The sequence below is a fragment of the Sulfurimonas sp. genome, assembly GCF_018698455.1.
In the GTDB taxonomy this organism is placed as follows: domain Bacteria; phylum Campylobacterota; class Campylobacteria; order Campylobacterales; family Sulfurimonadaceae; genus Sulfurimonas.
The window spans coordinates 31,273-55,305 of sequence record NZ_JABIOQ010000050.1 but is presented as its reverse complement, the minus strand read 5'-3'; the positions used below and the strand labels follow the sequence as shown (position 1 = coordinate 55,305).

Sequence of the window (24,033 nt, the reverse complement as noted above, 5' to 3'; positions counted from 1 at the left end):
TGAAGTGGTGGATCCTCAGAGATTCGAAAACTTAATAACATGCATCTGCTGTTTTGGATATTTACTTACATCAAACAATAATCTGCCTTTTTCCTCAATAAGCCAAATTACCTGTACTTTATTTGGGATTTTAACGTGTTCAAAACTTTTTTCTATATCTCCATCTGTAGCACATATTATCATATCAGGTATATCACGACTTGATTGTTCTAATAAGGCCATAAAGCCTGGTTCCATTATGGTTCCACCACTACCTTCTCTCTTTATGAACTTGTCTCGAATTCCAAATTTTTGTATATCTTTTATCTCAGCATCAACTTGCACTAGGGTAACACTCTTAATAGAATATCTTCTCTGGATGGCTTGGACTTCAGACATCAAAAAGCTAAGAAGTTTGTCATCAACAGAACCTGACACATCAAGTACAACGGCTAGTTTAGGTTTCCTTGTGTGGCTGTATCCATACAAGTCTAAATCATCTTGGAAAATGGGATGTTGTCTCGACTTATTTGGTTCTCTGTACCGTATAGAATTATTGAAGGAGTTTCGCATCTTTTTGTTAAGTATCTTTTTCCAATCTTTGTGTGAGTTCCTTTTTTGGATTTTACTTAGTGCCCCAGTTGCAAGACCAGGTGTAAAACCTCTTGCAAAGTCTGTTGAATCATGTATCATCTCATTTAATGTGCTATCCATGAAAGAGTTTAATGCATTATCATTAAGTTCCACAGCAACTTGCAGCTGTTCGCCATACTCATGGTTATCCATCTTACACTCACCATTTTTTAAGGCTTCTAAGGTTTTATCAGATAAAGATTTTGACTCTGTACTTATCTCATCATTTCTTTCAGATGATCCACTCTTTTCATCTGTGTCTTGTATACCATTTTCTTCATCATTGCTTGAGGGCTTACTGTTTTCATCTTTGTCCTGTGAAGTATCTGATGGTATATCTATCTCATCATCAGAGCTATTATCTAAGTCATTGTCAGATGATTCATTATTGTCTTGTGCTTCTGTGTAAGAACCTTCTTTTAAAACTTCTTGTATTAGCTCTACATAATATTCAAACTCTCTACCAACCTCATAAGTTTCAATTCGGTACTTTTGAAAAAGGGACTGATAAAAAAGTGCTGCAATAGGCGAATCTTTATAGCTACCAGTGCTAGGTAAGTCTTTAATATAAGGAACCTCTCTACATCCATTAATTACTATATCTTTTGCTGTTTCAATCGCTTCTTTATTTATGCTGCTGTCGTAGTTTCCTCGAGTAAAATGATGGTTAATTATATGTCCCGCACTATGTTTAAGTATGGCAATAATTTGGTCTTTATGAATGACTCCAAGTATCACTGGATTTACTACAATAACAAAATTTTTCCCATTAAAATAAACAGATGAAACAAATGATTCATCAAAGTGAAATTCATATTCACACCTGCTTAAAAAATTTGCATACCAAAGCAACTCATTTGTATTAGAAGCTATCATAGAAATAATCATCTCTTTAAATACTGTTTTCCAACTACTATCAGGATTTGCAATGATAGACTCAATGGTTTTCATACAGTAGAGGTAGTCTTGATTACTGTTCAAGTGATGCAGCCTCAGACATTTTTATAACATAAGGCAGTGTTGAAAACTCTGCAATTTTTGCTAAGACATCTTCTTTTTTTTTGCCTTCTCGCCTTGGGTAAACTTCTTTTGCTAAATAAATAGTGTAATTAAAGATATTTCTAAATTTTTTTTCCCACATATCAAAAAAGGAGGGGTAATCTCTTTTGTAATCTCGTGGTATATTTCCTATACTGGTTATATCAAGACCTAATTCTATGAGATAGCTTATGCTTTCATACGCATTGTGAGCAATCATTGCCTTATTTAGGTGGGCATTATACGACCCGTTAAACTCTGTACCTGAGGCATGAAGATATTTTAGTATTTCTACGTGATTTCCATTTATGATTTCAACAATAACATCAGTACCCAATACATCTAGATTAGCACCATTATTAACGGCTTGTCGTAAGTCTTTAAGATTGCCTTTGGTGGCAGCAACTTTCATTTTAGTAAAGTGTTGTGCTTGTATAGAAACACCTTTGTTAATAAAATACTTTTGCAAGGAGTCATTGTCATAGCTATAGGCTATTTCATAAGCATATTCTAAGTCATCCATATGGCTTAGAGCATTTAAAACTTTAGTATAGTTAAAACATACTGCGTTTGCAATAATCACCTTATTAAATATTATATTTGAGTTTAAAATATATTGGGTTATCTCCTCGTTAACGTTTACATCTTTATTGTCTTGTGTTTTTGAGTAATATCGACTGAGCACAGAATTAAGCGATTCATTCTTGTTTACCCCTGTCAAAACCGAAAATTTCATCATGTTCAAATTATTAGTGTCTAATCCCATTCTAAACAAACGTGATTTGTCAGATTGATTCCAAGATTTAAAGCCTTCTATAGAGTTGGGTCTTTCTAGATAATAATCAATGATAAATTGTAATAGATCATGTCTTTTATTCCTTTTCTCTTCATGCGAGTTTATTGCAGATGAACCCATCCATTGGGTTAAAATTTTGTTTGTATCCGCATGTATATTAAAACCATTTTCAATTAACAATTGTAATACTTCTACACTAGCAATTTTTAAAATAGCATATAAAAACAATGAAGATGGTTTTACACCTTGCTCAATTGCTTGTTTTGCGAGGCCTAAATCACCTATATTAATTGCGGCTAGAAGCATCCCTGTAAGAAGTTTTTTATCCTTGCACACTTCAAAGTTTGGAATTAAAAGATGTAGATATTTTTTGTCTTTTTCTATGGCTTTTTGAAGCACATACTCTTTTATTGTAGCATCAGACTCTAAGAGTAGATTAATAATTTGATGATTACCTGTTTGTACGGCTGTATCTAAGGCATTCTTAGGAAGGTGTATATTTAAGTTTACGTCAGCACCAAGAGCTAGCCACCGTTTGACCTCGTCTATATTGGTATTTTCACATGCTTGAATGAGATTTTCATGAAGGTAAGATGGTGTCATATTATTGCCCTCGAAGGAGGTCTGCTACATAGGGATTTGTTTTATTTATATGCTTCACCAAACCATTAGATACTTTTTCATTGACACCTAAGCTGTATTTTTCATCTACCTTATCTATATAAGTTTGAGCCTCACCAATACCAATTTTTATTGACATAATGTGTTCTTCAGAACTTACATTAAGCATAATTGCAAATATATCATCGCTTACACTCATAGCTTCTACCGCGTAGAAGCAAGAGCTAAGAATATTCATCTGAGTTACAGGTTGAGAACGATCCAATTGGGATTGTATTGACTCTATAAGTTCATCATAATGAGAAGTATCATTCTTTTCATCTACTAAATATGCCTGGAAGTCTTTTTCTTTATGCAAGTGTAAAAAATCTGCAAGTTGCTTTTGAATTTTGCTGAAAACCAGAACTTTAGAACTCTTGAGATAGTTAACTAGTTTAGGTGTAACTTCTTTACTAGATACGGTAGATAAAAGGCTTAGTAAGTTATTATCACTTGTAGTATTTATTTCATAAGAATACAGTAGTCTAGAAATCATATCCCATCTTCTTGGATCCATTCCTGGATCACTCATATCATCATCATTGCTTTGAAGTAAAAAGTCAGAACGATTATTATCAAGGTAGCTAATGATTAAGGGGTGAACCCTTTGTCTATTGTTTTTCTTATCGTGCATTAGAGCATAACTCTTTTTCCATGACTCAAGCGTAGCTTTAACCTTTACTATGGCCATTCGACTTAGCATAGCCTTATCAAGTGACTCAACAAGGTAATTACCGTCATCTGTGGGATTGCCAGCACAGACAATAAACAAAGACTCTGGTAATTTAATGCTATCAGATCCAAACTCTTTTTTAAGTATTAGGTTCATTAAACTTTGAAGATTTTGTGGCTCCGCACGGTTGAGCTCATCTATAAAAAGAAGTGTTTCTTTATTGTTTTTATCATTTTGAAGTATTGTTGATACCCAGTTAGGTATAGACTTCTTAAATACAGTAAATTTTTGATCATTAAAGCCTGCTACAATATCTGTTGAAACTGTCCTACCGTAAAACTCTATATGATCTAAAGAAGCCACTCCCATAATGATACAATCCATTTCTTTTGCCGCAGCATACTGTTCTATAATCGATGTCTTACCTATCCCAGACTCACCCTCTAAATAGGGGACAATTTGGGATTCTTTGTATATATCTAAATGTGAAAAACTAATGTTCATCTATATTCCTCTTGAGCAGTTCATTGATTTTGTATGTTTTATTACTCGGTCTAATAGAGCATGTACACTATGCAATCTTTTTTTGTAAGTTTGCGAGGTATCTGTCTATTTCAACACTATTATCTTTTATGCTATTTTATTAAAGTACACCTTTAAAAGCCCTATACTTACTCAGCGATAAAATATAGGGGGCCACCCCAAAGTATAATGAACCCCTAAAACTAAACCAGTAAATCTTATTTTTTAATTCCAAGATGTTAGAATAAAAAGATGAAGATATAGGGATTGAAAATGAGTAGAACACGAAAGACATACAGTGCAGACTTCAAGGCAAAATTAGTGCTTGAAGTTTTAGAGGGTGAAAAGACGATAAATGAAATTACAAGTGCATATGAGATTATTCCAAATAATCTCAAGAACTGGAAAAAGCAATTTCTTGAAAATATGAGTTTAGCTTTTGATAAAAGTACTAAATATGAATACTCGACTTTTAGATACAATTGAATTTTTTTTAATTACTTATTAACACTATAAGAGATATAATCCATTTTTTAAAACCAATTTTATAGGACTTACCTGTGAGCCAACAATTAGAAAATATTGATGAACAATTATCAAATCATAAACTTTCACTAGATGATTACACACATATAAAAGAGATACTTAAACGCGAGCCAAACTTAGTGGAGCTTGGTGTTTTTTCAGCTATGTGGAGTGAACATTGCTCTTATAAATCATCAAAAGTGCATTTAAAAGGTTTTCCTACTAAGGCTCCTTGGGTTATTCAAGGTCCAGGTGAAAACGCTGGTGTTATTGACATTGGTGATGGTTATGCAGCTGTATTTAAAATGGAATCACACAATCATCCATCTTTCATCGAGCCTTATCAAGGTGCTGCAACAGGTGTTGGTGGAATTATGCGTGATGTATTTACTATGGGTGCTCGTCCTGTAGCTTCTTTAAATTCACTGCGTTTTGGTAATGTTATGAATGATGACAAAGTCTCTGCACACCAACGTTATTTAGTTCGTGGTGTAACTGAGGGTATCGGTGGTTATGGTAACTGTATGGGTGTTCCAACTATTGGTGGTGAAGTGAGTTTTGATGATTGTTATAATGGTAATATTTTAGTAAATGCTTTTAACCTTGGTATTGCAAAATCTGATGAGATCTTTTTAGGTCGTGCAGAAGGTATCGGAAATCCTGTAATGTATGTTGGTGCAAAAACAGGTCGTGATGGTCTTGGCGGAGCAGTAATGTCTTCTGATAGCTTTACTGAAGAATCAAAATCACTTCGTCCTACAGTTCAAGTGGGTGATCCATTTACTGAAAAACTTCTACTGGAAGCTTGTATGGAACTTTTTAAAACTGACCATGTTGTAGGTATCCAAGATATGGGTGCCGCAGGTCTTACATCTTCATCTTTTGAGATGGCTGGACGTACTGGATCAGGTATGACTATGCACCTTGACAAAGTTCCTGCTCGTGAAGAAAATATGACTCCTTACGACTTTATGCTTTCAGAGTCTCAAGAACGTATGCTTCTGTGTGCTAAAAAAGGTTCAGAACAAGCTATTATTGACATATTTGAAAAATGGGATTTAGATGCTGCTGTAATTGGTGAAGTAACTGCTACTGGTAATATGGAACTTTTCTGGCATGGTGAGAAATGTGGAGAGGTTCCTGTTGACCCGGTAAGTGAAGAAGCTCCTGAACTTAATCGTCCTATGAGTAAACCAGCTTATTTAGCAGATTTAGCTTCTGTAACTATTGATGATTTTGACAAAGTTTCTAACCAGTCTGCGTTTGAGACACTTACAAAGTCCATGGAAGTTGTAGATAAGTCATGGATTTATACACAGTATGACTCAATGGTACAAACTAACACAATCAAAAAAGGTGGAATGCTTGACGCTTCTGTTATCCGTGTAAAGGAGAATGGAAAAGCACTCGCAATGTCTGCTGATTGTAATGTTCGTTACTGTTATGTTGACCCTAAAAATGGTGCAGCAACAGCAGTTATAGAATCAGGTAGAAATGTAGCTATGAGTGGTGCTCGTCCACTAGCTATTACAGATTGTCTTAACTATGGTAATCCTGAAAATCCAGAAGTTATGTGGCAGTTTGCAGAGGGTTGTCTCGGAATTAAAGAGGCTTGTGCTGAACTAACTACTCCAGTTATCGGTGGAAATGTTTCACTTTATAATGAAACAAATGGCATTTCTGTTTTTCCAACGCCATCTATCGCTACTGTTGGTGTGAATGATGACCAAAACAATGTTTTAATGTCATCATTTCAATCAGAAGGTAATGCACTTTACTTAGTTGGTGAGTCAATGTCTGAGTTCGGTGGTTCTTTATACATGAAAGAAATTTGTGGAACTGTTGCTGGTACTATGCCAGTTATAAACTACAAAAGTGAACTTGCTCTTTGGGAATTAGTAATCGAAGGTAACAAGAAAAATTTACTTGAGTGTGCTAAAGATGCAAGTTCTGGTGGTGTTGCTATAGCACTTGCTAAAATGGTTGCGACTTCTGGACTTGGATGTGATGTTGAAATTACTGTAAGTGATGAGAGAGATATTTTCGCTGAGTCTCAAAGTCGTGCTATCATTGAAATAAAACCTGAAAACTGTGCTACGTTTGAAGCTATGTTAGACGAGTCAATGGCAGTTGAAAAAATTGGAACTGTTGGTGGAGACTCTATTAAAGTTAATGATATAGAGATGAGCATGGAAGTGTTAAATGATAACTACTTCAATACCTTTAAGCGTGTAATAGAGAGAGATATCTAAGATACTCTCTGTAGGTTTACATACAAATCGTCGTTAAAATAATTTTCCTGAGAGTTAAGTTGTATATCTACATAATGGACATGTAGTTTGAGTGATTTAATACAGCTACTTGGAACTTCTAAGTCCAGAGTAACATAATCTTTAACTAAGTCAATGGTCAAAGTGCTATCGTAGTTCAAATCCAAATTGTCATTGTCTATTGTGATTTCTCTTGCTTTCATCTTATATCTTAGAGTCATAAGCCTTTTAGCAAAGAGTATGCCATTTTCTTATATAAGTAGTTCCAAAATCTTTTTATGTGAGACAACTTCTTCTATACTTTTATATACAAAACCACCTTGAGAATAACAGACAATAGATTCTTCTTTCCCTTCGACTAAGGCATCTATCGCATAATTGATAAACTTGTAAGCCATTAATCTATCATAAACAGAAGGGTTACCACCTCGTTGTGTATGACCGAGTATAGTTACTCTTGCTTCTATCCCAATACTCTTTTGGAACCATTGGGCTATCTCAGAAGAGTCTTCATTTATTCCCTCAGCAACTATAGCTATAAAATAGCGTCTTCCATTTTCTAATTCTTTTCTAAATTTATCTTCATAGTTTTTTAAATCATGTTTTATTTCTGGAATTAAGCAAAGTTCTGAACCAGAGGTAATGTGAGATATTTGTGCTAGATAACCACATTTTCTACCCATAGTTTCTATTACAAATGCTCTTTTAAACGATGAGGCAGTATCACGGATTGAATCGATGGCATTTTTTATGATGTTGAGTGCTGTATCCACCCCTAAGCAGTATTCAGTCATATTTATATCGTTATCTATGGTTGATGGAATACCACAAAAAGAAATGCCATGCTCTTTGTAAAAGATATCTAAACCTCTAAAAGAACCATCACCACCAAGAACTATGAGTTTTTTTATCTCAAGTTTATCGAGATTTTGTTTAGCTAAACTGCGAAACTTTTTTTCCATAAAACGCGAGCTTCTTGCAGAGCCAATCTTTGTACCACCACGAGCGATAATCCCAGAAATATCTTTATAAGTTGCCTTAGTGATTTGGTTGTCTATGAGGCCTTCATAACCATCAAAGACAAAATATGGAGTTAAATTATTTTCAATCGAGTATTCTACAAAATGCTTCAGTGCGGGGTTCATACCTGAAACATCGCCACCAGAACATAAAATTGCAATATTATTCATATGTAATCCAAAATGTTAATTTATATAGTTTACCATTATCTAAACTATAATTAGATAAAATTTCATAATTATTTAAACAGTAAGATTTTTTTAAATTCTTACTCTAAAAAAAGGAGAGTTTATGTCTAAAAGAGCATTAGTAAGTGTAAGCGACAAAGCGGGTGTAGTTGAGTTTTGTACATCATTAGTAAAAAATGGTTATGAGATAGTTTCAACTGGTGGAACATATAAAAAGTTAGTTGAAGCTGGTATAAAAGCTATAGAGATTGATGAAGTTACTAAGTTTCCTGAGTGCTTTGAAGGACGTGTAAAAACTCTTAATCCTTATGTTCATGGTGGAATCCTTCACCGCCGTGATAAGCAGTCTCACCTTGACCAAGCCAAAGAGCTTGGTGTTGAGTCTATTGACCTTGTATGTGTAAACCTTTACCCATTTAAAGAAACTATTGAGAGAACTGATGATTTTGATGATATCATCGAGAATATTGATATCGGTGGACCAGCTATGGTTCGTTCTGCAGCTAAAAATTTTGATGCTGTTATTATCGTTACAAATGTAGAAGATTACTCTGAAGTTATCGATGCAATTGAAAATGAAAAAAATACAAAAGACTTTCGTCGTGGTTATATGATAAAAGCTTATGAGCATACAGCAGCTTATGACTCTATGATTGCAAACTATATGAATGAGCGTTTTAACAATGGTTTTGGTGAGAAGCAGTTTGTAGTTGGAAATAAAGTAATGAATACTCGCTATGGTGAAAACCCTCATCAAAAAGGTGCTCTTTATGAGTTTGACAATCACTTTTCACAAAACTTCACAACACTAAAAGGTGAAGCAAGTTTTAACAACTTAAATGACCTTAATGGTGCCGTGAAAATAGCACGTGGTTTTGGTGATGACAATGCTGTATGTATTTCTAAGCATGGTAACCCTTGTGGATTCGCTATTAAAGACACTCTTTTAGAAGCTTATACTGAAGCACTTAAATGTGACCCTGTGTCTGCATTTGGTGGTGTTGTTGCAGTCAATGGTACAGTAAACGCAGAGTTAGCTGAGAAAATGAATGAAATTTTCTTAGAAGTAGTTATCGCTGGTCGTATAACTGAAGAAGCACAAGAAATTTTCGCACAAAAAAAACGTATCAAACTTTTTGAAATGGGAAGTGATAAACTCACTCTTGCAAACGATAAAAAAGATTTCAAACATGTTAATGGTGGATTTGTTTTCCAAGATGCTGATGTTGTTGGTAAAGACGAAGTAAAAAACGCGAAGCTAGTTTCTAAAAATGCAGCGACAGAGCAAGAGATGAAAGATTTAGAGATAGCTTACAAAGTTGCATCTTTAACTAAGTCCAACTGTGTTGTGTATGTTAAAAACTCTGCAATGGTAGCTGTTGGTATGGGTATGACTTCTCGTGTAGATGCGGCTCAGTGTGCACTCAAAAAAGCCAAAGACATGGGTCTTGATGTAACTGGTGCTGCTCTTGCATCAGAAGCTTTTTTCCCTTTCCGTGATTCTATAGATGCAGCAGCAGGTGCTGGAATTAAGAATGTTATAGAACCTGGTGGAAGTATCCGTGATGGAGAAATTATTGATGCTGCAAACGAATTTGGTATGAGTCTTTACTTCTCAGAAGTTCGCCATTTCTTACATTAACCTTTTGTTCTAGCTTATGTCCCCCTGTGTCAGGGTAGTTGATACTTGATTTATCTAGTATCTCATTTTTCAGTATTATTTTTAAAGTATTTTAATTGAGTATATTTGATTTATAGTTGGTGGAGACGTGCTCTACTTACTTTGTTAATTCTTAAGCCTATTTTAAGTACTTTGCATGTATTCCTGTTTTCAGAATGTACCTTTAAATGTACCATTTTGCGAGAGCATAGGAAGTTTGAGACTAGAGTTCGATTCTTATATGGGGAATATTATAGTCAATAAAACTATAATTTACAAATCATAAAACTTATCAACAAACTGAACAATCTTATCCAACACTCTAGGAACTATCTTTTTTCTTTCAAGTAACTTAGGCTTTACAAGCAGTGTACCTGCAATATCATCTTTAAGAGGCTTTCTCTCTTCATACACATAAGTATCAACAACCTGTCTAACTTTTGCACAATCAAGATTCTCTTCAGTACATAGCTTATCGTATGCTATTTGTTTCTCATCTTCCCAAAACTTCTCAAACTCATTTTCAATATTGTCTGAGTCACTGATATTCATCATATTCTCATTGATAAACTTCTTGATAAGCTCTTGGCCGTAGAAGTTACTTACATCTTGAACCTCTTTAGAGACACGAAGAAGCAGTGAACCACTTCCACATGTAGGGTCGTAAACTGATTTTAGTTTTGATTTTTTGTTAGTGACTATTTTTGCTAAGATTTTTGATACTTGCTGAGGAGTATAAAACTCACCTGCTTTTTTACCTGCACCACTAGCAAACTGAGCGATGAGATACTCATAAGCATCACCTAAAACATCTCTGTCGTGGTTTTTAAGCTCAAAGTCAATCTTATCTAGGTGAGATAACACTTTTGATATAAGAGTGTTTTTTAGCCTCTTCAGTTTTACCAAGCTTTGTAGATGTTAAATCAAGGTCTTCAAAAAGATGTTCAAAATCATCTTCTGTAAGGTCTTCTAGTATAAAGTTGTCTGTATCGCCATTACCTCTCACTGCAACCGCAGAAAAAAGCTCTGAGGGTTTAAGGAAGTAACCAAGTGACTCAATAGTATCTTCTTTGATAGCATCAAGCATCTCTTTACTATCGTCACTATTTTCATCTATGGAGTTATAAACAACCTTATCTTCAACAAGTAAATCATTCGCATAATCTTCTATCTTTTCAGAGAGGTACTTGTAAAAGATAAATCCAAGTATATAATCACGAAACTCATCAGTATCCATCTTACCTCTAAGAGTATTTGCAATGTTCCATAGTTGTTTAGTTCCTGTGTTATTATTATGTTTATTTTATCTAAAAAGGATTATAATTTTGTCTGTAGAGATAAGGTTATTGATAATAAGGGAAATATCATACCCTTTCCTTGTCTTTTTGAATCCAATCATCTACTTCAAGCCTATTCTTCTCTTTTCATTATAATAATAATTTTATAGTGTAGTCCAAGTAAAGCAATTAATATAAAAAAATTAAATATGGTCATTCTATAATTAATATTTCCCACACTGAAGGATGTAAAATGCAATTTATATACATCCACATAACCTTCATATTCAACAGGATTACTTCTTGTACCTCCTCCTTCAATCCATTCCGTACCAATTTTTTCACTTTTTATAAAAGTAGGAAACATAGAATGAAGGGTAAGTATAAAAATTAACACACTTATCATTTTTTTAGATTTAAAATTATCCTCAACTATTATAAATAATAATAGGACTATTGCAGCTACAAAGATTGATAAATAATATTTATACATCCATTCATTTATATTAATTGTAATAACAAATAAGATAAAAGTGGATATTATTGATAATAAAAATAATTTTGTATCTGTGTATATTGTAAACTTTTTGATAATGTTCCTTTATGTAATTAAATTGAAATATTAACAGTTGGACACAACTTCTTTACTGTCTAGTCTGGTTTTTCTACTATAATATTTATTGTGGTCAAGTTCTAGTTCTATCTTCCGAGAGTTGCAGTTTAATATACTAATAAACTCTCTATCATTGAATAAAATACTTTCCTGCTGAAACTTTTTACCTAAAGAGATGGCACTTTTTTTGTCAATATCATAAATAATAAAACTTTTCTCTTCATGTCCAGATAATTCACCCATAGAGTCATAAAACTCTAAGTTTTTCTCTTGTAAATAATTTATCATTGATAAACTACTTGTTGCATTTTCATTTTCTGATTGTATTTGCATATTTGGGTTTTCAGCACTTATAATAGCAAATGCTCTGGAGAGGTAGTTCTCTTCTTTTGGGATAAACTGAAAAGAGAACCAAACCTTATTAACTCCATTGTTAATAAGGAATTTCGTATATTTATAAATAGTCTTCCAGTCTTCGTTATGAACTGCACTTTTAAATTTCAAATCATTCTCATAGCTACTGTAATCAATTAGACAAATAGGAGCATAACCAAAACCACCGTTATTAGTCATATGATGATTCATATAAAGATTTTTATCATCAGTACAGTAAAAGTATCCTCGTGCTTCTTTTCTAGCTCTAGCGACTTGATTATATTGATTATGTTTATCTTCGATTACTGCAGCATATCCATTAACTAGTAATACTTCTTGGTACTCTTCTTTATTCTGTAAACTATTATCTGAACTATAAGTTGGCATTTATCATCCTCATATAAACTGATTATACTATTAAATATTAAATATTATTATTTATTTTCTCTGCTTTTGTTCTATCTGCTATCTTGAATATGCTATTTTCATAAAGAGCTGGGTCAGCACGAACTACTTCTTCATATAAATCACAAATTTTTTCTTCTCTTTTTGTTAACTCATTGGCAGGATTATTTTTACCATAATGAGCAAAATATCCAACTTGTCTAATTATTTTATATAAAATTGGTTGATACAATTTAAAAAGTACTTCATGAGACAACTTATTTTTTCCCTCTAACTTGTTTACTCTTTTAAATAACTCCTTCATTTTGTACCTCCTCCAACTTATTAATTCTATCTTCTAATTCAACCGTTTCTAAAGACTTAATTATATTAAGTAGCATAGAAGTGAACTTATCCCCTTGTAGTTCTGTTATATCCCCTAGTGCTGTTGCTTCATATACATTTGCAAGTTCAACTATGGCTTCATTTATTGCTTTAGGTGCTTTAGTTGTTCCCATACTTGTGTTGAATAGACCTAATCTTTTAGAGATGAAGATAAGGCTTGTTTCACTGCCTTCATCAACTTTCTCTAAGAGTTTGGTAGTTATCCTCTCTCGCAGTAAAGATTTTCCTTTTTTTAGAGACTCCTCAAAATACTCTTTATTCCTTTGAAAAGTACTATAAGAGATACCTAATGATTCACTTATTTGCTTCTCATTAAGACCAAGTTCAGATAATCTTTGAGCCTTTTGTATCATCTTATCAGTTATTTCAATAGGTAAACGACCTGCTTTAGAACTATTTTTCATGATTCAATCTCTTTTGCAAGTACATCTTTATATCTATTTTTAAACTCTTTTAGAACTTTCTTGAGTTCAGTCTCACTTAGTTTAGTAGTATAATTTATCCTACGATACCAGCATAAACTTTTCCATGTGCTTCTAGCTATTCTAAGACTTACTTTTTTTATCAAGACTGGCTTACCTTTGATAATATGGTGTGAAGATTTTAAACCCAAACTAATTTCAAATAGTTCTACAAATTGTTTTAGTAACCAATCTTTATGTCTCTGTGATTCTATTTCAGTCATATCTTCATCCCACCATATCTGCTAAAGTCAAGTTATTTATATAAGAGACCCCATCATCATATTTTAAAGATGGTAATTCATTGTATCTAGGTAAATGAAACTGTCTTTTAAATAAGCTCCAAACCTTTCTGTGAAGCTTACTAGCAAGTTCTTTATCATTATCTGCTATTTCATACACTTTTTTATTTTTTGCATCTTGAAGACTTCGCTCTTGCCAATTTTCAAGTCTTGTAGCTTCTTCCAATCTAGTAAGTCTCATATCTTGTTCTTTACTTACATCAATAAACATTGTTAATGCTTCCATAGTTGAAGTTGGAACTTTAATCTTTGGGTGTGTTTCTAGTTCTTCAAGTCTATCTATAACTTTCATCAGTAAAGAATTATTGAGCTTTGCACCTATTGCTATTGCTTGCTTTTTTGATAGTAAATAAGTTTTGATAGTTTGATTTTTATCATTATATACGGTCGCTATTTTTTCGACCGTTCCAAAACTAGGCTCTTCACTAAGTTTTTCAACTTGTTTCATTGCCTTGTTGTGTTCAACTGATATTAAATCAGTAATTTCTTTTAGTGTGATTATTAGTTCTATTTTTTTTATAATCGCTTCCATCTTGGAATCCTTTGTATTTTAATAAACCAGCTTATAAAACTGACTTTTCTTAAAGTGCTTGGAGCACCCTTAATAAGGGATAAAGTTGAGTTTATTGAAGATTTTTGTACATAATAACTTATAAACAAATCTTAAACGGTATAATCTCTACATCTAGCCCACACATCCGCTTAATAGTCTTTTGCATTTTGATATAAAATTTATCAAGCTCTTTAACTGTACACATACCTCTAAAGTAAGCACCTTTGAAACAGAACTCTAACCTTTCTAAGGTGTAGTCAAGATTTGCATGTAGTGCCTTATCATAGATTTTTATATCTAAGTGAGGATTGGTTTTTTTCTCTTTAGCAGTCTTACTGTAAGTAGTATTTAAATATTTAAAAGATATTCGATTCTTTCCAAGTTCTTTTATCACTTTTGCAGGTATCTTACTTTTAAAATCTATCGCCACATCTACTCTTGTAATCACTTCATTTTGTATCTCTATCCATAGCTCTTTTAGTAGCTCACTTATAAGGTTTGATTTATCGCTGTATCCCCTAAGCCCTGCAAATTCTACAGTTTGTTTATTTTGACTTGTAGAAAATCTTTTTATAGGTAGTGTTAAACCTCTTGTAGTATGAACTATTTTAGCTTCTATAATATTTCTAGTAAGGTTTTTTCCAAATTCTTCTAGCCATCTATAAGGTTCAAATACTCCTGTGTTTTTTACAGGTTCAATCATAAAATCTTTACTAATAAAATAATCTTCTGCATGAGTACTACTAAAATTCATTGAGTCAATGACTCCTTGAATTTTTTTCATTGTTTTTGGACTTTATGCCCATTAAACGATTTAAGTATTTCTTGGCTTTTTGAATGTTTTCTATACTAAGCTCAAGTTCTCGTACTTTATGACGACCATTATTTGTATGATTCTTGTCCCAAGTTTCTACTAGCTCAATACCTGTGTTTTTAATATCACAAAAATACTGATTAGCATTACTGACATGCATATCATTCGAAACTAAAGCCTTACCTGCTAATAGCTCAGTAAGAATTGTAATTGTGTAAGATGATTTTGTATTTTTCATACTAAGCTACCTTAATACTATTGAAAAGTGCATCTATCTCGTCAATGTTAAACACTGTCACATTCGCAGATAACTTTTTTGCTGTCAACTTCCCTTGTTTAGCATAAAGCCATACTGTGCTGAGTCCAATACCTAAGTAAATAGCCACCTCATTAGCTCTGTAATATCTTTTACTGACATCATATTTTTTTTCTATCTCTCGTTTTACTGTTTCACACATAATAACTCCAGTTACGGGTTACTAAAAGCTTTTAGTAGATACAACTTTTTAATATACTCTGTATGCAGTTAGAGTAAGTCGTATCAGTTAGTCAACGAGAGAATATTATGAGGAATTGGCTTATTAGCTAATTTGGGGAAGTATTTACAATTTAAGTAATATTAAAGTTTAGAGTAGATTTCTGAAATAGAATCAAGTATTATTTTTTCTTTTTTTGGTAAATTATATGAGTTTCTTAAATCATCAATATAATAAATTAATTCTTTTTTTATCTCTCCATACCATATTGTTTCATAACCTAATGGTAGAGTACCATTATATTCGTATGCACGAATGTAGTCACTTGTATCTGTAATTTCATCAGGCTCTTCTATTCCTTTCATCCCATCTAAATTTTTATGAATTCGTCTATTGATTTTCTCTTTTGGTACTTTTCTATTTTTCCAGTGAATACCTCGTTTATTTTTCATTTGAATAAATGTCAGTTTCTCAATTCTCATTTCTAAAATTAATTGCATAAAAAGAGTTAACTCAATCAAATAGTTATCGTCTGGTATATCTTCAAGTATCTGGTAAAGTTCAAATTTAACTTCAAACCAAAATGGATGAATCCTATAATGCCCTTCTTTGTAATCATTTAACTCTTTTGGTGTTACAGCATCGTAATAGCTTAATTCTAAAACATCCTCAATAAAGTATTCTTCTTTCTCAAGTGCTAATAGTATATTGTGAATTTTATCTATTGTCATTTTGTAGTCCTTCCAAATAATTACTCCACCATCGCATCAGTGTTTCAAGCTCCTGCAAATAGTTTGCTTTGTGTGTATAAGCTCTTTCCACTCTATTTGGAGGTAAATGGTCAAGTGCTCGTTCTCTTGCTTCATAGCCTACCTTATGCTCTGTTAAGTAAGTATCTATTAAGCTTCTAAATGTTCCTCTAAAACCATGTAGTCTTATTTTTGTTCCATCTTCTTCACTGTTATATCCCATTCTCTCTAAAGCTCTATTAGGAGTTGTCGCATTAATTGGTACATCTGCATAACCCGTAGTTTTAAAAACAAATGTACCATTAGCAAAAAGTCGCTGTTCATTTAATATTTCAATAACTTGGTCAGTGAGGGGCATTATGAAATCGTCCATATTCTCATTCTTAGCTTTCATTAGATGTCTTGGTATTATAAGTAGTTTATTATTAAAGTCGATTTGTTCCCATTTTAAAGTTATTAAATTTTCTGCTCTTAAAGGTAAGTGCAATACGAACTTCAATGAATTTTTGACAGAATAGTTTCCTTGATACAAGTAGATTGATTTAACAAGTTTCTTTAATATCTCTGGATCAGTTATTTTTGAGTAGTTTTTTGCTTTTGGTGGAGTAAGGATAGTTTTCTTTTGTAAGTTTGCAATGATATTAAAATCACAATAGCCTTTCATAACCGCATACTGCCATAGATTGTTGAGGTAGCCAAATAATCTGCTTGCACTCTCTGGTGCTTTAATAGCTTTCATCTCAAGAAGTTTAACTATTTCAGGGTGCTCGATAGTTGAAATAAGTCTATTTACAAAGAAAGGTTTTACATCATTATCAAATTGTCCTACTTTTCTTACATAAGTACTAGGAGCTAATTCTTTTTCTTGTTTTAAAAACCATTCATCGACAACTTTTTCAAAAATACCTTGTTGGTCTTTTTTAAATTGTTTTTTTACTTCTTTGTTATTATCAATAGGATCTATACCTTGAGCAATAAGTTCACGGTATGATTTGGCTTTTTCTCTTGCAAGAGCTAATGTCACATCAGGGTATGTGCCAAGTGAAGACTTGCGTCTTTTTAATGTAGTAGGGCTTGTATATCTAAACTCCCATAGTTTTGAACTATCTGGTTTAATCAGTATTGATAGTCCCTTACCATCAGATAAAGTATAGGCTTTCTGTTTTCCTTTTGCTTTTTTGAGTGCTAGGGGCTGTATATTAGACATTTTATCTCCTAAATGGTACATTTGAAGTGATATTTTTTTCTTATTTTTTACAATGTACCGTATAATGTACCATTAAGTGGTACATTCGATTGCATTAGTTTAGACTAGCCTAGATTAAAATAAGTTTAATTATCTCGTATTTTAGGGGTTTTGTAGGTTAATTTGGATTGGTTTAGATGAAGTGTTGGTGGAGACGTGCGGGATCGAACCGCAGTCCTAAAACTAGTTTTCTACGACGTCTACATGCTTAGAGAAGTTGTTAAAGTTTAATCTTGCTTCACACAACATGCAAAGCTACACAAGACGAGCCTCAAGGTTCATACAAAGCTGAGACAGACTTTATATATATCTACATAGGGGTTATACTTCGAATCCGACTTATCTAGAGTCCATCGGTGAAGCAGCCCGTCCTCTAAGAGGGGGTAAAACTTATGCTACTGCGTAAGCTGGGCGGTAATTTGTATTGTTTGCGTTTAAGCAATTTTGAGCCGTATAACGGAAATGCTCAGTCCGACATGCAATCATAGACTACAAGCTCCAGTCGAAGCCAAGTCGTCCCCAAATAAATAATGTCAAATACAAAAACATTATGATATTCTAGCAAAAATAAGTTAAAACTAGGATATGTATTATGTCAAATATATTATATATTTGTCGTTCTAAAAAAGTAGAAATGGTTGATGAGTCTGAGCTAAAAACAATATCAGTAGTAAAAAGTCACTTAACCTTATAATTTCTCTGTCTCTTATATAATAATTATAGCAAAAATTTTTTTTACATATATATTTTAAAAACAACACATATCTCGGTAGCCGTTTCACAGCCACATCTCTTAACAACAACTCATTTTCTATAGAAAAACAGCAATTTAGCTATAATTCCACCAATGAAAAAAGAAATCAATTTTAAAGCAACTACTCCTTTTGAACCAGCTGGTGATCAGCCAACTGCTATTAAAGAGTTAAGTGAATCGATACTAAAAGGTAATCGTTATCAAACACTTGAAGGTGTAACTGGAAGCGGTAAAACGTACACTATGGCTAAGGTTATAGAGAATGTAAAGATGCCTACTATCATTATGACTCATAACAAAACTCTTGCTGCTCAATTGTATTCTGAGTTTCGTGGTTTCTTTCCTAAAGCTCATGTTGAGTACTTTGTATCGTACTATGATTATTATCAGCCTGAGGCTTACATACCTCGTCAAGATTTATTCATTGAAAAAGACAGTGCTATAAATGATGAACTTGAGCGTATGAGACTCTCTTCTACTGCTAATCTTCTCTCTTATGATGATGTCATAGTCATCGCGTCTGTATCTGCGAACTACGGTCTAGGTGACCCAGAAGAATACCTAAACATGGTACAAGTTCTTGAAGTCGGGGATGAGATAAACCAAAAGAAACTTCTGCTGCGTTTAGTCGAGATGGGTTACTCTCGAAACGATAGTTATTTTGACTCTGGACATGTTCGCGTGAATGGAGAGACCTTAGATATCTATCCTCCATACTTTGAACAAGAAGCGATTCGCATTGAGTTTTTTGGCGATGAGATAGAGGCTATTTATACTTTTGAAGTTATAGATAACAAAAAATTAGAAGACCATAAAAAGTTTACTATTTATGCCTGTTCTCAGTTTAGTGTTTCTCAAGAGAAAATGTCAGTTGCCATTAAACGCATAGAAGAAGAACTTGATGAGAGACTTGCCTATTTTACAACAGAGGGAAAACTTCTGGAACATCAGCGTTTAAAACAGCGTGTTGAGTTTGACCTAGAAATGTTACAGACTACGGGTATGTGTAAGGGCGTTGAAAATTACTCGCGTTTACTGACTAACAAAAAACCAGGGGAAGCTCCTTTTACTCTTCTTGATTATTTTGCACAGAACAACCAAGAGTATCTTGTCATAGTTGATGAGTCCCATGTTTCACTTCCTCAGTACCGTGGAATGTATGCAGGAGATAGAGCAAGAAAAGATGTACTTGTTGATTATGGATTTCGTCTTCCAAGTGCCTTAGATAATCGTCCACTCAAAGCGGATGAGTATATTAACAAAGCACCACATTACCTTTTTGTTTCAGCAACTCCTGCTGAGTATGAACTAGAGATGTCAGCGGTAACAGCAAAACAAATCATTCGTCCAACAGGTTTACTCGATCCACCTATAGAAATAAAATCATCTGATAATCAAGTAGAAGACATTCATGATGAGATAAAAAAGATTACAGTGAAGGATGAGAGAGTTCTCATAACCGTTCTTACAAAAAAGATGGCTGAGGCACTTACAAAGTACCTTGCAGACTTAGGTATAAAAGTACAGTATATGCACTCAGATATAGACACGATAGAACGTAACCAAATTATACGAGCCTTGCGTTTAGGTGAGTTTGATGTTCTCATAGGAATTAATCTTTTACGCGAGGGACTTGACCTGCCCGAGGTTAGTTTAGTGGCTATACTCGATGCTGATAAAGAAGGCTTTTTACGAAGTGAAACGGCACTTGTTCAGACAATTGGTCGTGGAGCAAGAAACTCCAATGGTCGTGTAATTTTGTATGCGAATAGAATTACGGGTTCAATGCAAAGAGCAATAGATAAAACGGATGCTAGACGGGAAATTCAAGAAGCACACAACAAGAAACATGGAATTATTCCAAAAACGACAATAAGAAAGTTAGATGAAAATCTAAAAGTCGAAGAGCATGGAGATCTTTATGCTAAACATAAGAAAAAAGATAAAATGCCAGCATCAGTTAAAAAATCAATAACAAAAGAATTGATGTTAAAAATGAAAGCGGCAGCAAAAGAGCTTAATTTTGAAGAGGCAGCTCGTCTTCGTGATGAAATACATAAAGTAAAACAACTATAATAGGAAGATAATTGGAAGATACATTTAGCAACTTAGAAACATACGGATATATTGGACTTTTTTTATACTCACTTGGTGGTGGGTTTGTAGCTTTACTTGGGGCAGGGGTACTTTCTTTTTTAGGGAAGATGGACTTGACTACATCCATAACTGTTGCGTTTATCGCAAATATGCTAGGAGATGTACTACTTGTGTATCTTGCACGTTATCAAAAGAGTATGATGATGGAGAGTTTTAAAAAGCATAGACGTAAACTAGCACTTGCACATATTTTAATGAAAAAATACGGCTCATGGATAATTTTAATTCAAAAGTTTGTTTATGGTATTAAAACTCTTATTCCAATTGCTATTGGATTAACGAAGTATGATTTTAAGAAGTTTATCATCTTAAATGTGGGAAGTTCTGCTATATGGGCTTTAGCTGTTGGTTTTGGTAGTTTTTACTCTGGAGAAGTTTTAGTAAAAATTGCGGGAGAACTAGGACAAAAACCATGGATAGCAATTATAATCTTAGTTGTTTTTGCAGGTTCGTTATGGTTTTATTTGGAAAAGGCGACTAAAAAAAAGATGAAAGACAAAATAAAAAAGTAGAAAAGGCTAGGCTGCTTGCCTGCCATTTCTAGTTTAGGGGCTAGATGCAGTGAAGTTAGAATCTTTTTCTAGCTTCCTACGATAGGTCCAAATGGTGCATAGTCTGTATGGCTACCATCTTGGTATTTTTTATAGTTAGTAATAAACATTTCTGCAAGATTATCTCTTGTTTTATCAAAAAGATCTTTATCTTCCCATGCATTACGAGGGTTTAATATTTCTGGTTTGATGTCACCAAGTGTTTTAGGAACTTGCAGTCTAAATGTCTTAGTTATGTCAAATTCACTTTTTTCAATACTACCATCTAGAATAGCATTGATACAAGCACGTGTATTTTTGATACTCATACGTTTACCAACACTATAAGCACCACCAGTCCAGCCAGTATTGACAAGATAAACATTCACCTTATGAGTATCTATTTTTTCACCAAGTAGTTTTGCATAAACTGTTGGGTGTAGAGGTAAGAAAGCTTCACCAAAACAAGCTGAGAATGTTGCAACTGGTTCAGTTATACCACGTTCAGTTCCTGCAACTTTTGCAGTGTATCCACTTAAAAAGTAGTACATTGCTTGTTCTTTTGTAAGTTTAGAAACGGGAGGTAAAACACCAAATGCATCAGCAGTTAAAAAGATTATGTTTTCAGGATGTCCACCCATTAGGTCTGTTTTGTGGTTTTCTATATGCTCTATTGGGTAAGAGACACGAGTATTTTCAGTTTTTGAGCCATCTTCGTAATCTACTTCACCTTCACCATACATAACAACATTTTCAAGTAGAGCATCAGTTCTAATAGCGTTATAAATTTCCGGTTCACTTTTTCCATCAAGGTTAATCACTTTAGCGTAACATCCACCTTCAAAGTTGAAAACACCATGGTTGTCCCAACCATGCTCATCATCACCGATAAGTGCGCGATGAGGATCAGTTGAAAGTGTAGTCTTACCTGTGCCACTTAGTCCAAAGAAAAGTGCTGTATCACCTTTTTCACCAACATTGGCAGAACAATGCATAGCAAGTTTACCCTCTAATGGTAACCAATAGTTCATCATTGAAAAAATTCCTTTTTTCATTTCACCACCGTACCAAGTACCACCAATAATAGCCATATTGTTTTCAACATCAAAAAGGACAAAAACTTCAGAGTTAAGACCATGCTCTTTCCATTTGTCATTTACTGCTTTACAAGCATTTAAAACAACAAAGTCAGATTTAAATACTTCTAGTTCTGGTTCAGTTGGACGGATAAACATATTCTTTACGAAGTGTGATTGCCAAGCTATCTCAGAAACAAAACGCACTGATTTTTTTGAAGCTATACTAGAACCACAAAAAACATCAGTTACATAAAGCTTAGTATTGGAGAGTTGTTTTTGAGCAACAACAAGTAGTTCTTCAAATATTTCAGAACTTACTTTTTTATTTACATCACCCCAAGCGATGTACTTGTTTGATGGATCACGATCTACAAAGTACTTGTCCTTAGGACTTCTACCTGTAAATATACCAGTGTCTACAGCAGTCGCACCTTTGTTTGTTTGCTGTACTTCACCATTGGCAAGTTCGTGTTTAATTAACTCATCGTAACTAAGGTTGTGGTGTACCTCACCGATATTCTTAAGTCCTAATTCTTCTAGTTCCGCTAACTTCATCGTCTACCTTATAGTACTTTTTTGATACTTTGTAACTGGTATCTTTTATGAGGGAAATTATACAATGAGTAAACATAAATTAAAAGTAAATTGACTACATATTTGTAATATTTAATGATTAATTTAATTATTAATCTCATTTTTGATAATTTTTGATAGTTCAGTACATTGAGATATTTTTTCGTTGTAAGTAATGTCTTTAAGTAGTATGTCAACAAAGGCACTTCCAACAATAACTCCATCGGCACCTCTTACTTTTTCTTTAGCAGTTAAGGCATTTACCCCAAAACCAACAAATGTTGGTGTTTGTGTGTACTTTTTTATAGAGTTTAGAAATGGCTGTAGGTCTTCACTAACTCCAGAACCGGTTATACCAGTATAGGCAACCATGTAGATAAACTTTTCTGCATCACTAACTATCTCTTTTATTCTTTCTTTTGAATCTGTTGGGGCTACGAAAGAGATATTTGAAACACTGTTTAGTTTAAAAAGATTACTATATAGAAGTGCCTCTTCATGAGGTAAATCGGGTATGATAAGTCCAGAAACCCCAAGCTCTTTAGCCAAAGGAATTAGTTTTTGCATGTCTTGTTGATAGAAACTATTAAAGTAACCCATCCATAGTGTATCTACTGTGGGAGCAACTTCTTTAGATATTTCTAGAAGATCGGAAAACTTGAAACCAAGCTCAAGTGCTTTATGATTTGCTTTTTCTATAAGTGGACCGTCTGCAACAGGATCAGAAAAAGGAACACCAAATTCTATGCTATCAACACCATTCTCTCCAAGTGCGAGTGCAAGGTCAATTGTAAATGATTTTTCTGGAAAACCAGAAGTTATATATGCTACTAAATTTTTCAAATTTTTATGCTTCCAAGTCGGGAATTTTAAGGAGACCGTATTTAATTTTACTTAATGAATTGTTTTTTCTGAGATCATTATGCCAACTAGCAAAAGTATCACTGACAGCAAGTAACCAGTCAGTAGTCTCATTGGTAATAGGAGTTTCTTTTTCTCTAAGGAGTTCTAACTCATCTTCAACAAATGAAGAAAGTTTGTGCATTGGTATGATTTTTAAATATCCAGATGCTGATTTAATATTGTGAAAAACACGAAAGAGCTCATTAATACTTCTTTTATACATAAATGGGTCTGAAAGGTCAATTATCATCACTTCCATGCTGTCTATCATCATAGAGTAATGGTCTAAGAATTCATCAACAATCTCAAATTCAAAGTTAGCTTCTAAATCGCTTCTTACACCCATGAAATAATTCTCCTATAATGTTACAATTATAGCAATATTTAGTTAAAATACATCTATTAATTTAAAAAAGAG

25 protein-coding genes, 1 other RNA gene and 1 pseudogene are annotated in these 24,033 nt (G+C 33.4%); 5 read left to right on the top strand and 22 right to left on the bottom strand.

Translation table 11 applies throughout. The features are described from left to right. Positions 1 to 15: 15 nt before the first annotated feature. The 3 genes from HOG88_RS06545 to HOG88_RS06535 are packed head-to-tail and all read right to left on the bottom strand — an operon-like array spanning position 16 to position 4,283. Positions 16 to 1,593 carry a VWA-like domain-containing protein gene (locus HOG88_RS06545; protein ID WP_295004438.1) on the bottom strand — a complete coding sequence of 526 codons (1,578 nt, stop codon included), beginning with the start codon at positions 1,591 to 1,593 and terminating at the stop codon, positions 16 to 18. Beyond that, a complete protein-coding gene (locus HOG88_RS06540) occupies positions 1,583 to 3,049 on the bottom strand; it encodes a hypothetical protein (RefSeq protein WP_295004436.1) in 1,467 nt (488 codons plus the stop codon). The genes HOG88_RS06545 and HOG88_RS06540 overlap by 11 nt, the downstream gene beginning before the upstream one ends. Before the next feature lies 1 nt (position 3,050). Further along, the gene (locus HOG88_RS06535) at positions 3,051 to 4,283 is read right to left on the bottom strand and encodes an AAA family ATPase (RefSeq protein ID WP_295004434.1); all 1,233 of its coding nucleotides are present in this window, start codon (positions 4,281 to 4,283) and stop codon (positions 3,051 to 3,053) included. Positions 4,284 to 4,574: 291 nt separating this feature from the next. Here HOG88_RS06535 and HOG88_RS06530 point away from each other — a divergent pair. After that, positions 4,575 to 4,745: pseudogene (locus HOG88_RS06530) on the top strand (transposase); the annotation flags it as partial. Between the two features lie 116 nt (positions 4,746 to 4,861). Beyond that, positions 4,862 to 7,078 (top strand): phosphoribosylformylglycinamidine synthase subunit PurL, encoded by a 2,217-nt coding sequence (purL, locus tag HOG88_RS06525; RefSeq protein ID WP_295004432.1) that lies wholly within the window; start codon positions 4,862 to 4,864, stop codon positions 7,076 to 7,078. Here purL and HOG88_RS06520 read toward each other — a convergent pair. Further along, positions 7,075 to 7,299 (bottom strand): hypothetical protein, encoded by a 225-nt coding sequence (locus HOG88_RS06520; protein WP_295004430.1) that lies wholly within the window; start codon positions 7,297 to 7,299, stop codon positions 7,075 to 7,077. The two genes, purL and HOG88_RS06520, sit on opposite strands and share 4 nt — an antisense overlap. A 48-nt stretch (positions 7,300 to 7,347) precedes the next feature. Beyond that, positions 7,348 to 8,286, bottom strand: a complete 939-nt coding sequence (locus HOG88_RS06515) for a 6-phosphofructokinase (RefSeq protein WP_295004428.1) — start codon at positions 8,284 to 8,286, stop codon at positions 7,348 to 7,350. Positions 8,287 to 8,407: 121 nt separating this feature from the next. Here HOG88_RS06515 and purH point away from each other — a divergent pair, with 121 nt between their 5' ends. After that, positions 8,408 to 9,946 carry a bifunctional phosphoribosylaminoimidazolecarboxamide formyltransferase/IMP cyclohydrolase gene (gene purH / locus HOG88_RS06510; protein WP_295004426.1) on the top strand — a complete coding sequence of 513 codons (1,539 nt, stop codon included), beginning with the start codon at positions 8,408 to 8,410 and terminating at the stop codon, positions 9,944 to 9,946. A 291-nt stretch (positions 9,947 to 10,237) separates the two neighbouring features. Here purH and HOG88_RS06505 read toward each other — a convergent pair whose 3' ends face one another. The 14 genes from HOG88_RS06505 to ssrA form a co-directional block, all read right to left on the bottom strand. Then, positions 10,238 to 10,828: an N-6 DNA methylase gene (locus HOG88_RS06505; RefSeq protein ID WP_295004424.1), complete on the bottom strand. Its 591-nt coding sequence runs from the start codon at positions 10,826 to 10,828 to the stop codon at positions 10,238 to 10,240. Then, positions 10,809 to 11,201 carry a type I restriction-modification system subunit M N-terminal domain-containing protein gene (locus HOG88_RS06500; protein WP_295004423.1) on the bottom strand — a complete coding sequence of 131 codons (393 nt, stop codon included), beginning with the start codon at positions 11,199 to 11,201 and terminating at the stop codon, positions 10,809 to 10,811. Before HOG88_RS06500 ends, HOG88_RS06505 begins: the two co-directional genes overlap by 20 nt. Positions 11,202 to 11,374: 173 nt before the next feature. Beyond that, entirely contained in the window at positions 11,375 to 11,734 is a 360-nt protein-coding gene (locus HOG88_RS06495; protein ID WP_295004422.1) for a hypothetical protein, read from the bottom strand. 129 nt (positions 11,735 to 11,863) lie between these two features. Beyond that, positions 11,864 to 12,616: a DUF3293 domain-containing protein gene (locus tag HOG88_RS06490; protein WP_295004420.1), complete on the bottom strand. Its 753-nt coding sequence runs from the start codon at positions 12,614 to 12,616 to the stop codon at positions 11,864 to 11,866. Positions 12,617 to 12,653: 37 nt separating this feature from the next. Beyond that, positions 12,654 to 12,938, bottom strand: a complete 285-nt coding sequence (locus HOG88_RS06485) for a hypothetical protein (protein WP_295004418.1) — start codon at positions 12,936 to 12,938, stop codon at positions 12,654 to 12,656. Then, positions 12,922 to 13,422, bottom strand: a complete 501-nt coding sequence (locus HOG88_RS06480) for a hypothetical protein (RefSeq protein WP_295004416.1) — start codon at positions 13,420 to 13,422, stop codon at positions 12,922 to 12,924. Before HOG88_RS06480 ends, HOG88_RS06485 begins: the two co-directional genes overlap by 17 nt. Then, positions 13,419 to 13,703: a hypothetical protein gene (locus tag HOG88_RS06475; protein ID WP_295004414.1), complete on the bottom strand. Its 285-nt coding sequence runs from the start codon at positions 13,701 to 13,703 to the stop codon at positions 13,419 to 13,421. Before HOG88_RS06475 ends, HOG88_RS06480 begins: the two co-directional genes overlap by 4 nt. A gap of 4 nt (positions 13,704 to 13,707) precedes the next feature. Further along, entirely contained in the window at positions 13,708 to 14,313 is a 606-nt protein-coding gene (locus tag HOG88_RS06470) for an ORF6C domain-containing protein (protein ID WP_295004412.1), read from the bottom strand. A 118-nt stretch (positions 14,314 to 14,431) separates the two neighbouring features. Next, a complete protein-coding gene (locus tag HOG88_RS06465; protein WP_295004410.1) occupies positions 14,432 to 15,088 on the bottom strand; it encodes a hypothetical protein in 657 nt (218 codons plus the stop codon). Between the two features lie 4 nt (positions 15,089 to 15,092). Beyond that, the gene (locus HOG88_RS06460) at positions 15,093 to 15,386 is read right to left on the bottom strand and encodes a hypothetical protein (RefSeq protein ID WP_295004408.1); all 294 of its coding nucleotides are present in this window, start codon (positions 15,384 to 15,386) and stop codon (positions 15,093 to 15,095) included. A 1-nt stretch (position 15,387) separates the two neighbouring features. Further along, on the bottom strand, positions 15,388 to 15,606 hold the full coding sequence (locus HOG88_RS06455) for a DNA-binding protein (RefSeq protein ID WP_295004406.1): 219 nt from the start codon (positions 15,604 to 15,606) through the stop codon (positions 15,388 to 15,390). A 161-nt stretch (positions 15,607 to 15,767) separates the two neighbouring features. Then, entirely contained in the window at positions 15,768 to 16,355 is a 588-nt protein-coding gene (locus HOG88_RS06450; protein ID WP_295004405.1) for a hypothetical protein, read from the bottom strand. Next, positions 16,342 to 17,580, bottom strand: coding sequence for an integrase arm-type DNA-binding domain-containing protein (locus tag HOG88_RS06445; RefSeq protein ID WP_295004403.1), 1,239 nt, complete (start codon positions 17,578 to 17,580; stop codon positions 16,342 to 16,344). The genes HOG88_RS06450 and HOG88_RS06445 overlap by 14 nt, the downstream gene beginning before the upstream one ends. Positions 17,581 to 17,765: 185 nt before the next feature. Then, positions 17,766 to 18,140, bottom strand: a transfer-messenger RNA (tmRNA) gene (gene ssrA / locus HOG88_RS06440). A 326-nt stretch (positions 18,141 to 18,466) separates the two neighbouring features. Here ssrA and uvrB point away from each other — a divergent pair. Beyond that, on the top strand, positions 18,467 to 20,449 hold the full coding sequence (gene uvrB, locus HOG88_RS06435) for an excinuclease ABC subunit UvrB (RefSeq protein WP_295004401.1): 1,983 nt from the start codon (positions 18,467 to 18,469) through the stop codon (positions 20,447 to 20,449). Between the two features lie 11 nt (positions 20,450 to 20,460). Continuing rightward, positions 20,461 to 21,042, top strand: a complete 582-nt coding sequence (locus HOG88_RS06430) for a DedA family protein (RefSeq protein WP_295004399.1) — start codon at positions 20,461 to 20,463, stop codon at positions 21,040 to 21,042. Positions 21,043 to 21,110: 68 nt separating this feature from the next. On the opposite strand, the gene pckA is transcribed toward HOG88_RS06430, so the two are convergent. From pckA to HOG88_RS06415, 3 genes are all read right to left on the bottom strand, one after another. Further along, on the bottom strand, positions 21,111 to 22,694 hold the full coding sequence (gene pckA / locus HOG88_RS06425) for a phosphoenolpyruvate carboxykinase (ATP) (protein ID WP_295004397.1): 1,584 nt from the start codon (positions 22,692 to 22,694) through the stop codon (positions 21,111 to 21,113). 123 nt (positions 22,695 to 22,817) lie between these two features. Then, complete coding sequence (gene trpA, locus HOG88_RS06420; protein WP_295004395.1) at positions 22,818 to 23,555, bottom strand: tryptophan synthase subunit alpha; 738 nt, start codon at positions 23,553 to 23,555, stop codon at positions 22,818 to 22,820. A 4-nt stretch (positions 23,556 to 23,559) separates the two neighbouring features. Further along, positions 23,560 to 23,961, bottom strand: coding sequence for an Hpt domain-containing protein (locus HOG88_RS06415; RefSeq protein WP_295004393.1), 402 nt, complete (start codon positions 23,959 to 23,961; stop codon positions 23,560 to 23,562). Positions 23,962 to 24,033 lie beyond the last annotated feature (72 nt).

Bases quoted from the DNA above. Each gene is read 5' to 3' on its own strand.
- purH (WP_295004426.1), top strand. From the start codon at position 8,408: ATGTCTAAAAGAGCATTAGTAAGTGTAAGCGACAAAGCGGGTGTAGTT.
- HOG88_RS06515 (WP_295004428.1), bottom strand. From the start codon at position 8,286: ATGAATAATATTGCAATTTTATGTTCTGGTGGCGATGTTTCAGGTATG.
- HOG88_RS06485 (WP_295004418.1), bottom strand. From the start codon at position 12,938: ATGAAGGAGTTATTTAAAAGAGTAAACAAGTTAGAGGGAAAAAATAAG.
- HOG88_RS06415 (WP_295004393.1), bottom strand. From the start codon at position 23,961: ATGGGTGTAAGAAGCGATTTAGAAGCTAACTTTGAATTTGAGATTGTT.
- HOG88_RS06520 (WP_295004430.1), bottom strand. From the start codon at position 7,299: ATGAAAGCAAGAGAAATCACAATAGACAATGACAATTTGGATTTGAAC.
- HOG88_RS06460 (WP_295004408.1), bottom strand. From the start codon at position 15,386: ATGAAAAATACAAAATCATCTTACACAATTACAATTCTTACTGAGCTA.
- HOG88_RS06455 (WP_295004406.1), bottom strand. From the start codon at position 15,606: ATGTGTGAAACAGTAAAACGAGAGATAGAAAAAAAATATGATGTCAGT.
- HOG88_RS06490 (WP_295004420.1), bottom strand. From the start codon at position 12,616: ATGCCAACTTATAGTTCAGATAATAGTTTACAGAATAAAGAAGAGTAC.
- pckA (WP_295004397.1), bottom strand. From the start codon at position 22,694: ATGAAGTTAGCGGAACTAGAAGAATTAGGACTTAAGAATATCGGTGAG.
- HOG88_RS06540 (WP_295004436.1), bottom strand. From the start codon at position 3,049: ATGACACCATCTTACCTTCATGAAAATCTCATTCAAGCATGTGAAAAT.
- HOG88_RS06500 (WP_295004423.1), bottom strand. From the start codon at position 11,201: ATGGATACTGATGAGTTTCGTGATTATATACTTGGATTTATCTTTTAC.
- uvrB (WP_295004401.1), top strand. From the start codon at position 18,467: ATGAAAAAAGAAATCAATTTTAAAGCAACTACTCCTTTTGAACCAGCT.
- HOG88_RS06450 (WP_295004405.1), bottom strand. From the start codon at position 16,355: ATGACAATAGATAAAATTCACAATATACTATTAGCACTTGAGAAAGAA.
- HOG88_RS06475 (WP_295004414.1), bottom strand. From the start codon at position 13,703: ATGACTGAAATAGAATCACAGAGACATAAAGATTGGTTACTAAAACAA.
- HOG88_RS06495 (WP_295004422.1), bottom strand. From the start codon at position 11,734: ATGTATAAATATTATTTATCAATCTTTGTAGCTGCAATAGTCCTATTA.
- HOG88_RS06465 (WP_295004410.1), bottom strand. From the start codon at position 15,088: ATGAATTTTAGTAGTACTCATGCAGAAGATTATTTTATTAGTAAAGAT.
- HOG88_RS06535 (WP_295004434.1), bottom strand. From the start codon at position 4,283: ATGAACATTAGTTTTTCACATTTAGATATATACAAAGAATCCCAAATT.
- HOG88_RS06480 (WP_295004416.1), bottom strand. From the start codon at position 13,422: ATGAAAAATAGTTCTAAAGCAGGTCGTTTACCTATTGAAATAACTGAT.
- HOG88_RS06445 (WP_295004403.1), bottom strand. From the start codon at position 17,580: ATGTCTAATATACAGCCCCTAGCACTCAAAAAAGCAAAAGGAAAACAG.
- HOG88_RS06470 (WP_295004412.1), bottom strand. From the start codon at position 14,313: ATGGAAGCGATTATAAAAAAAATAGAACTAATAATCACACTAAAAGAA.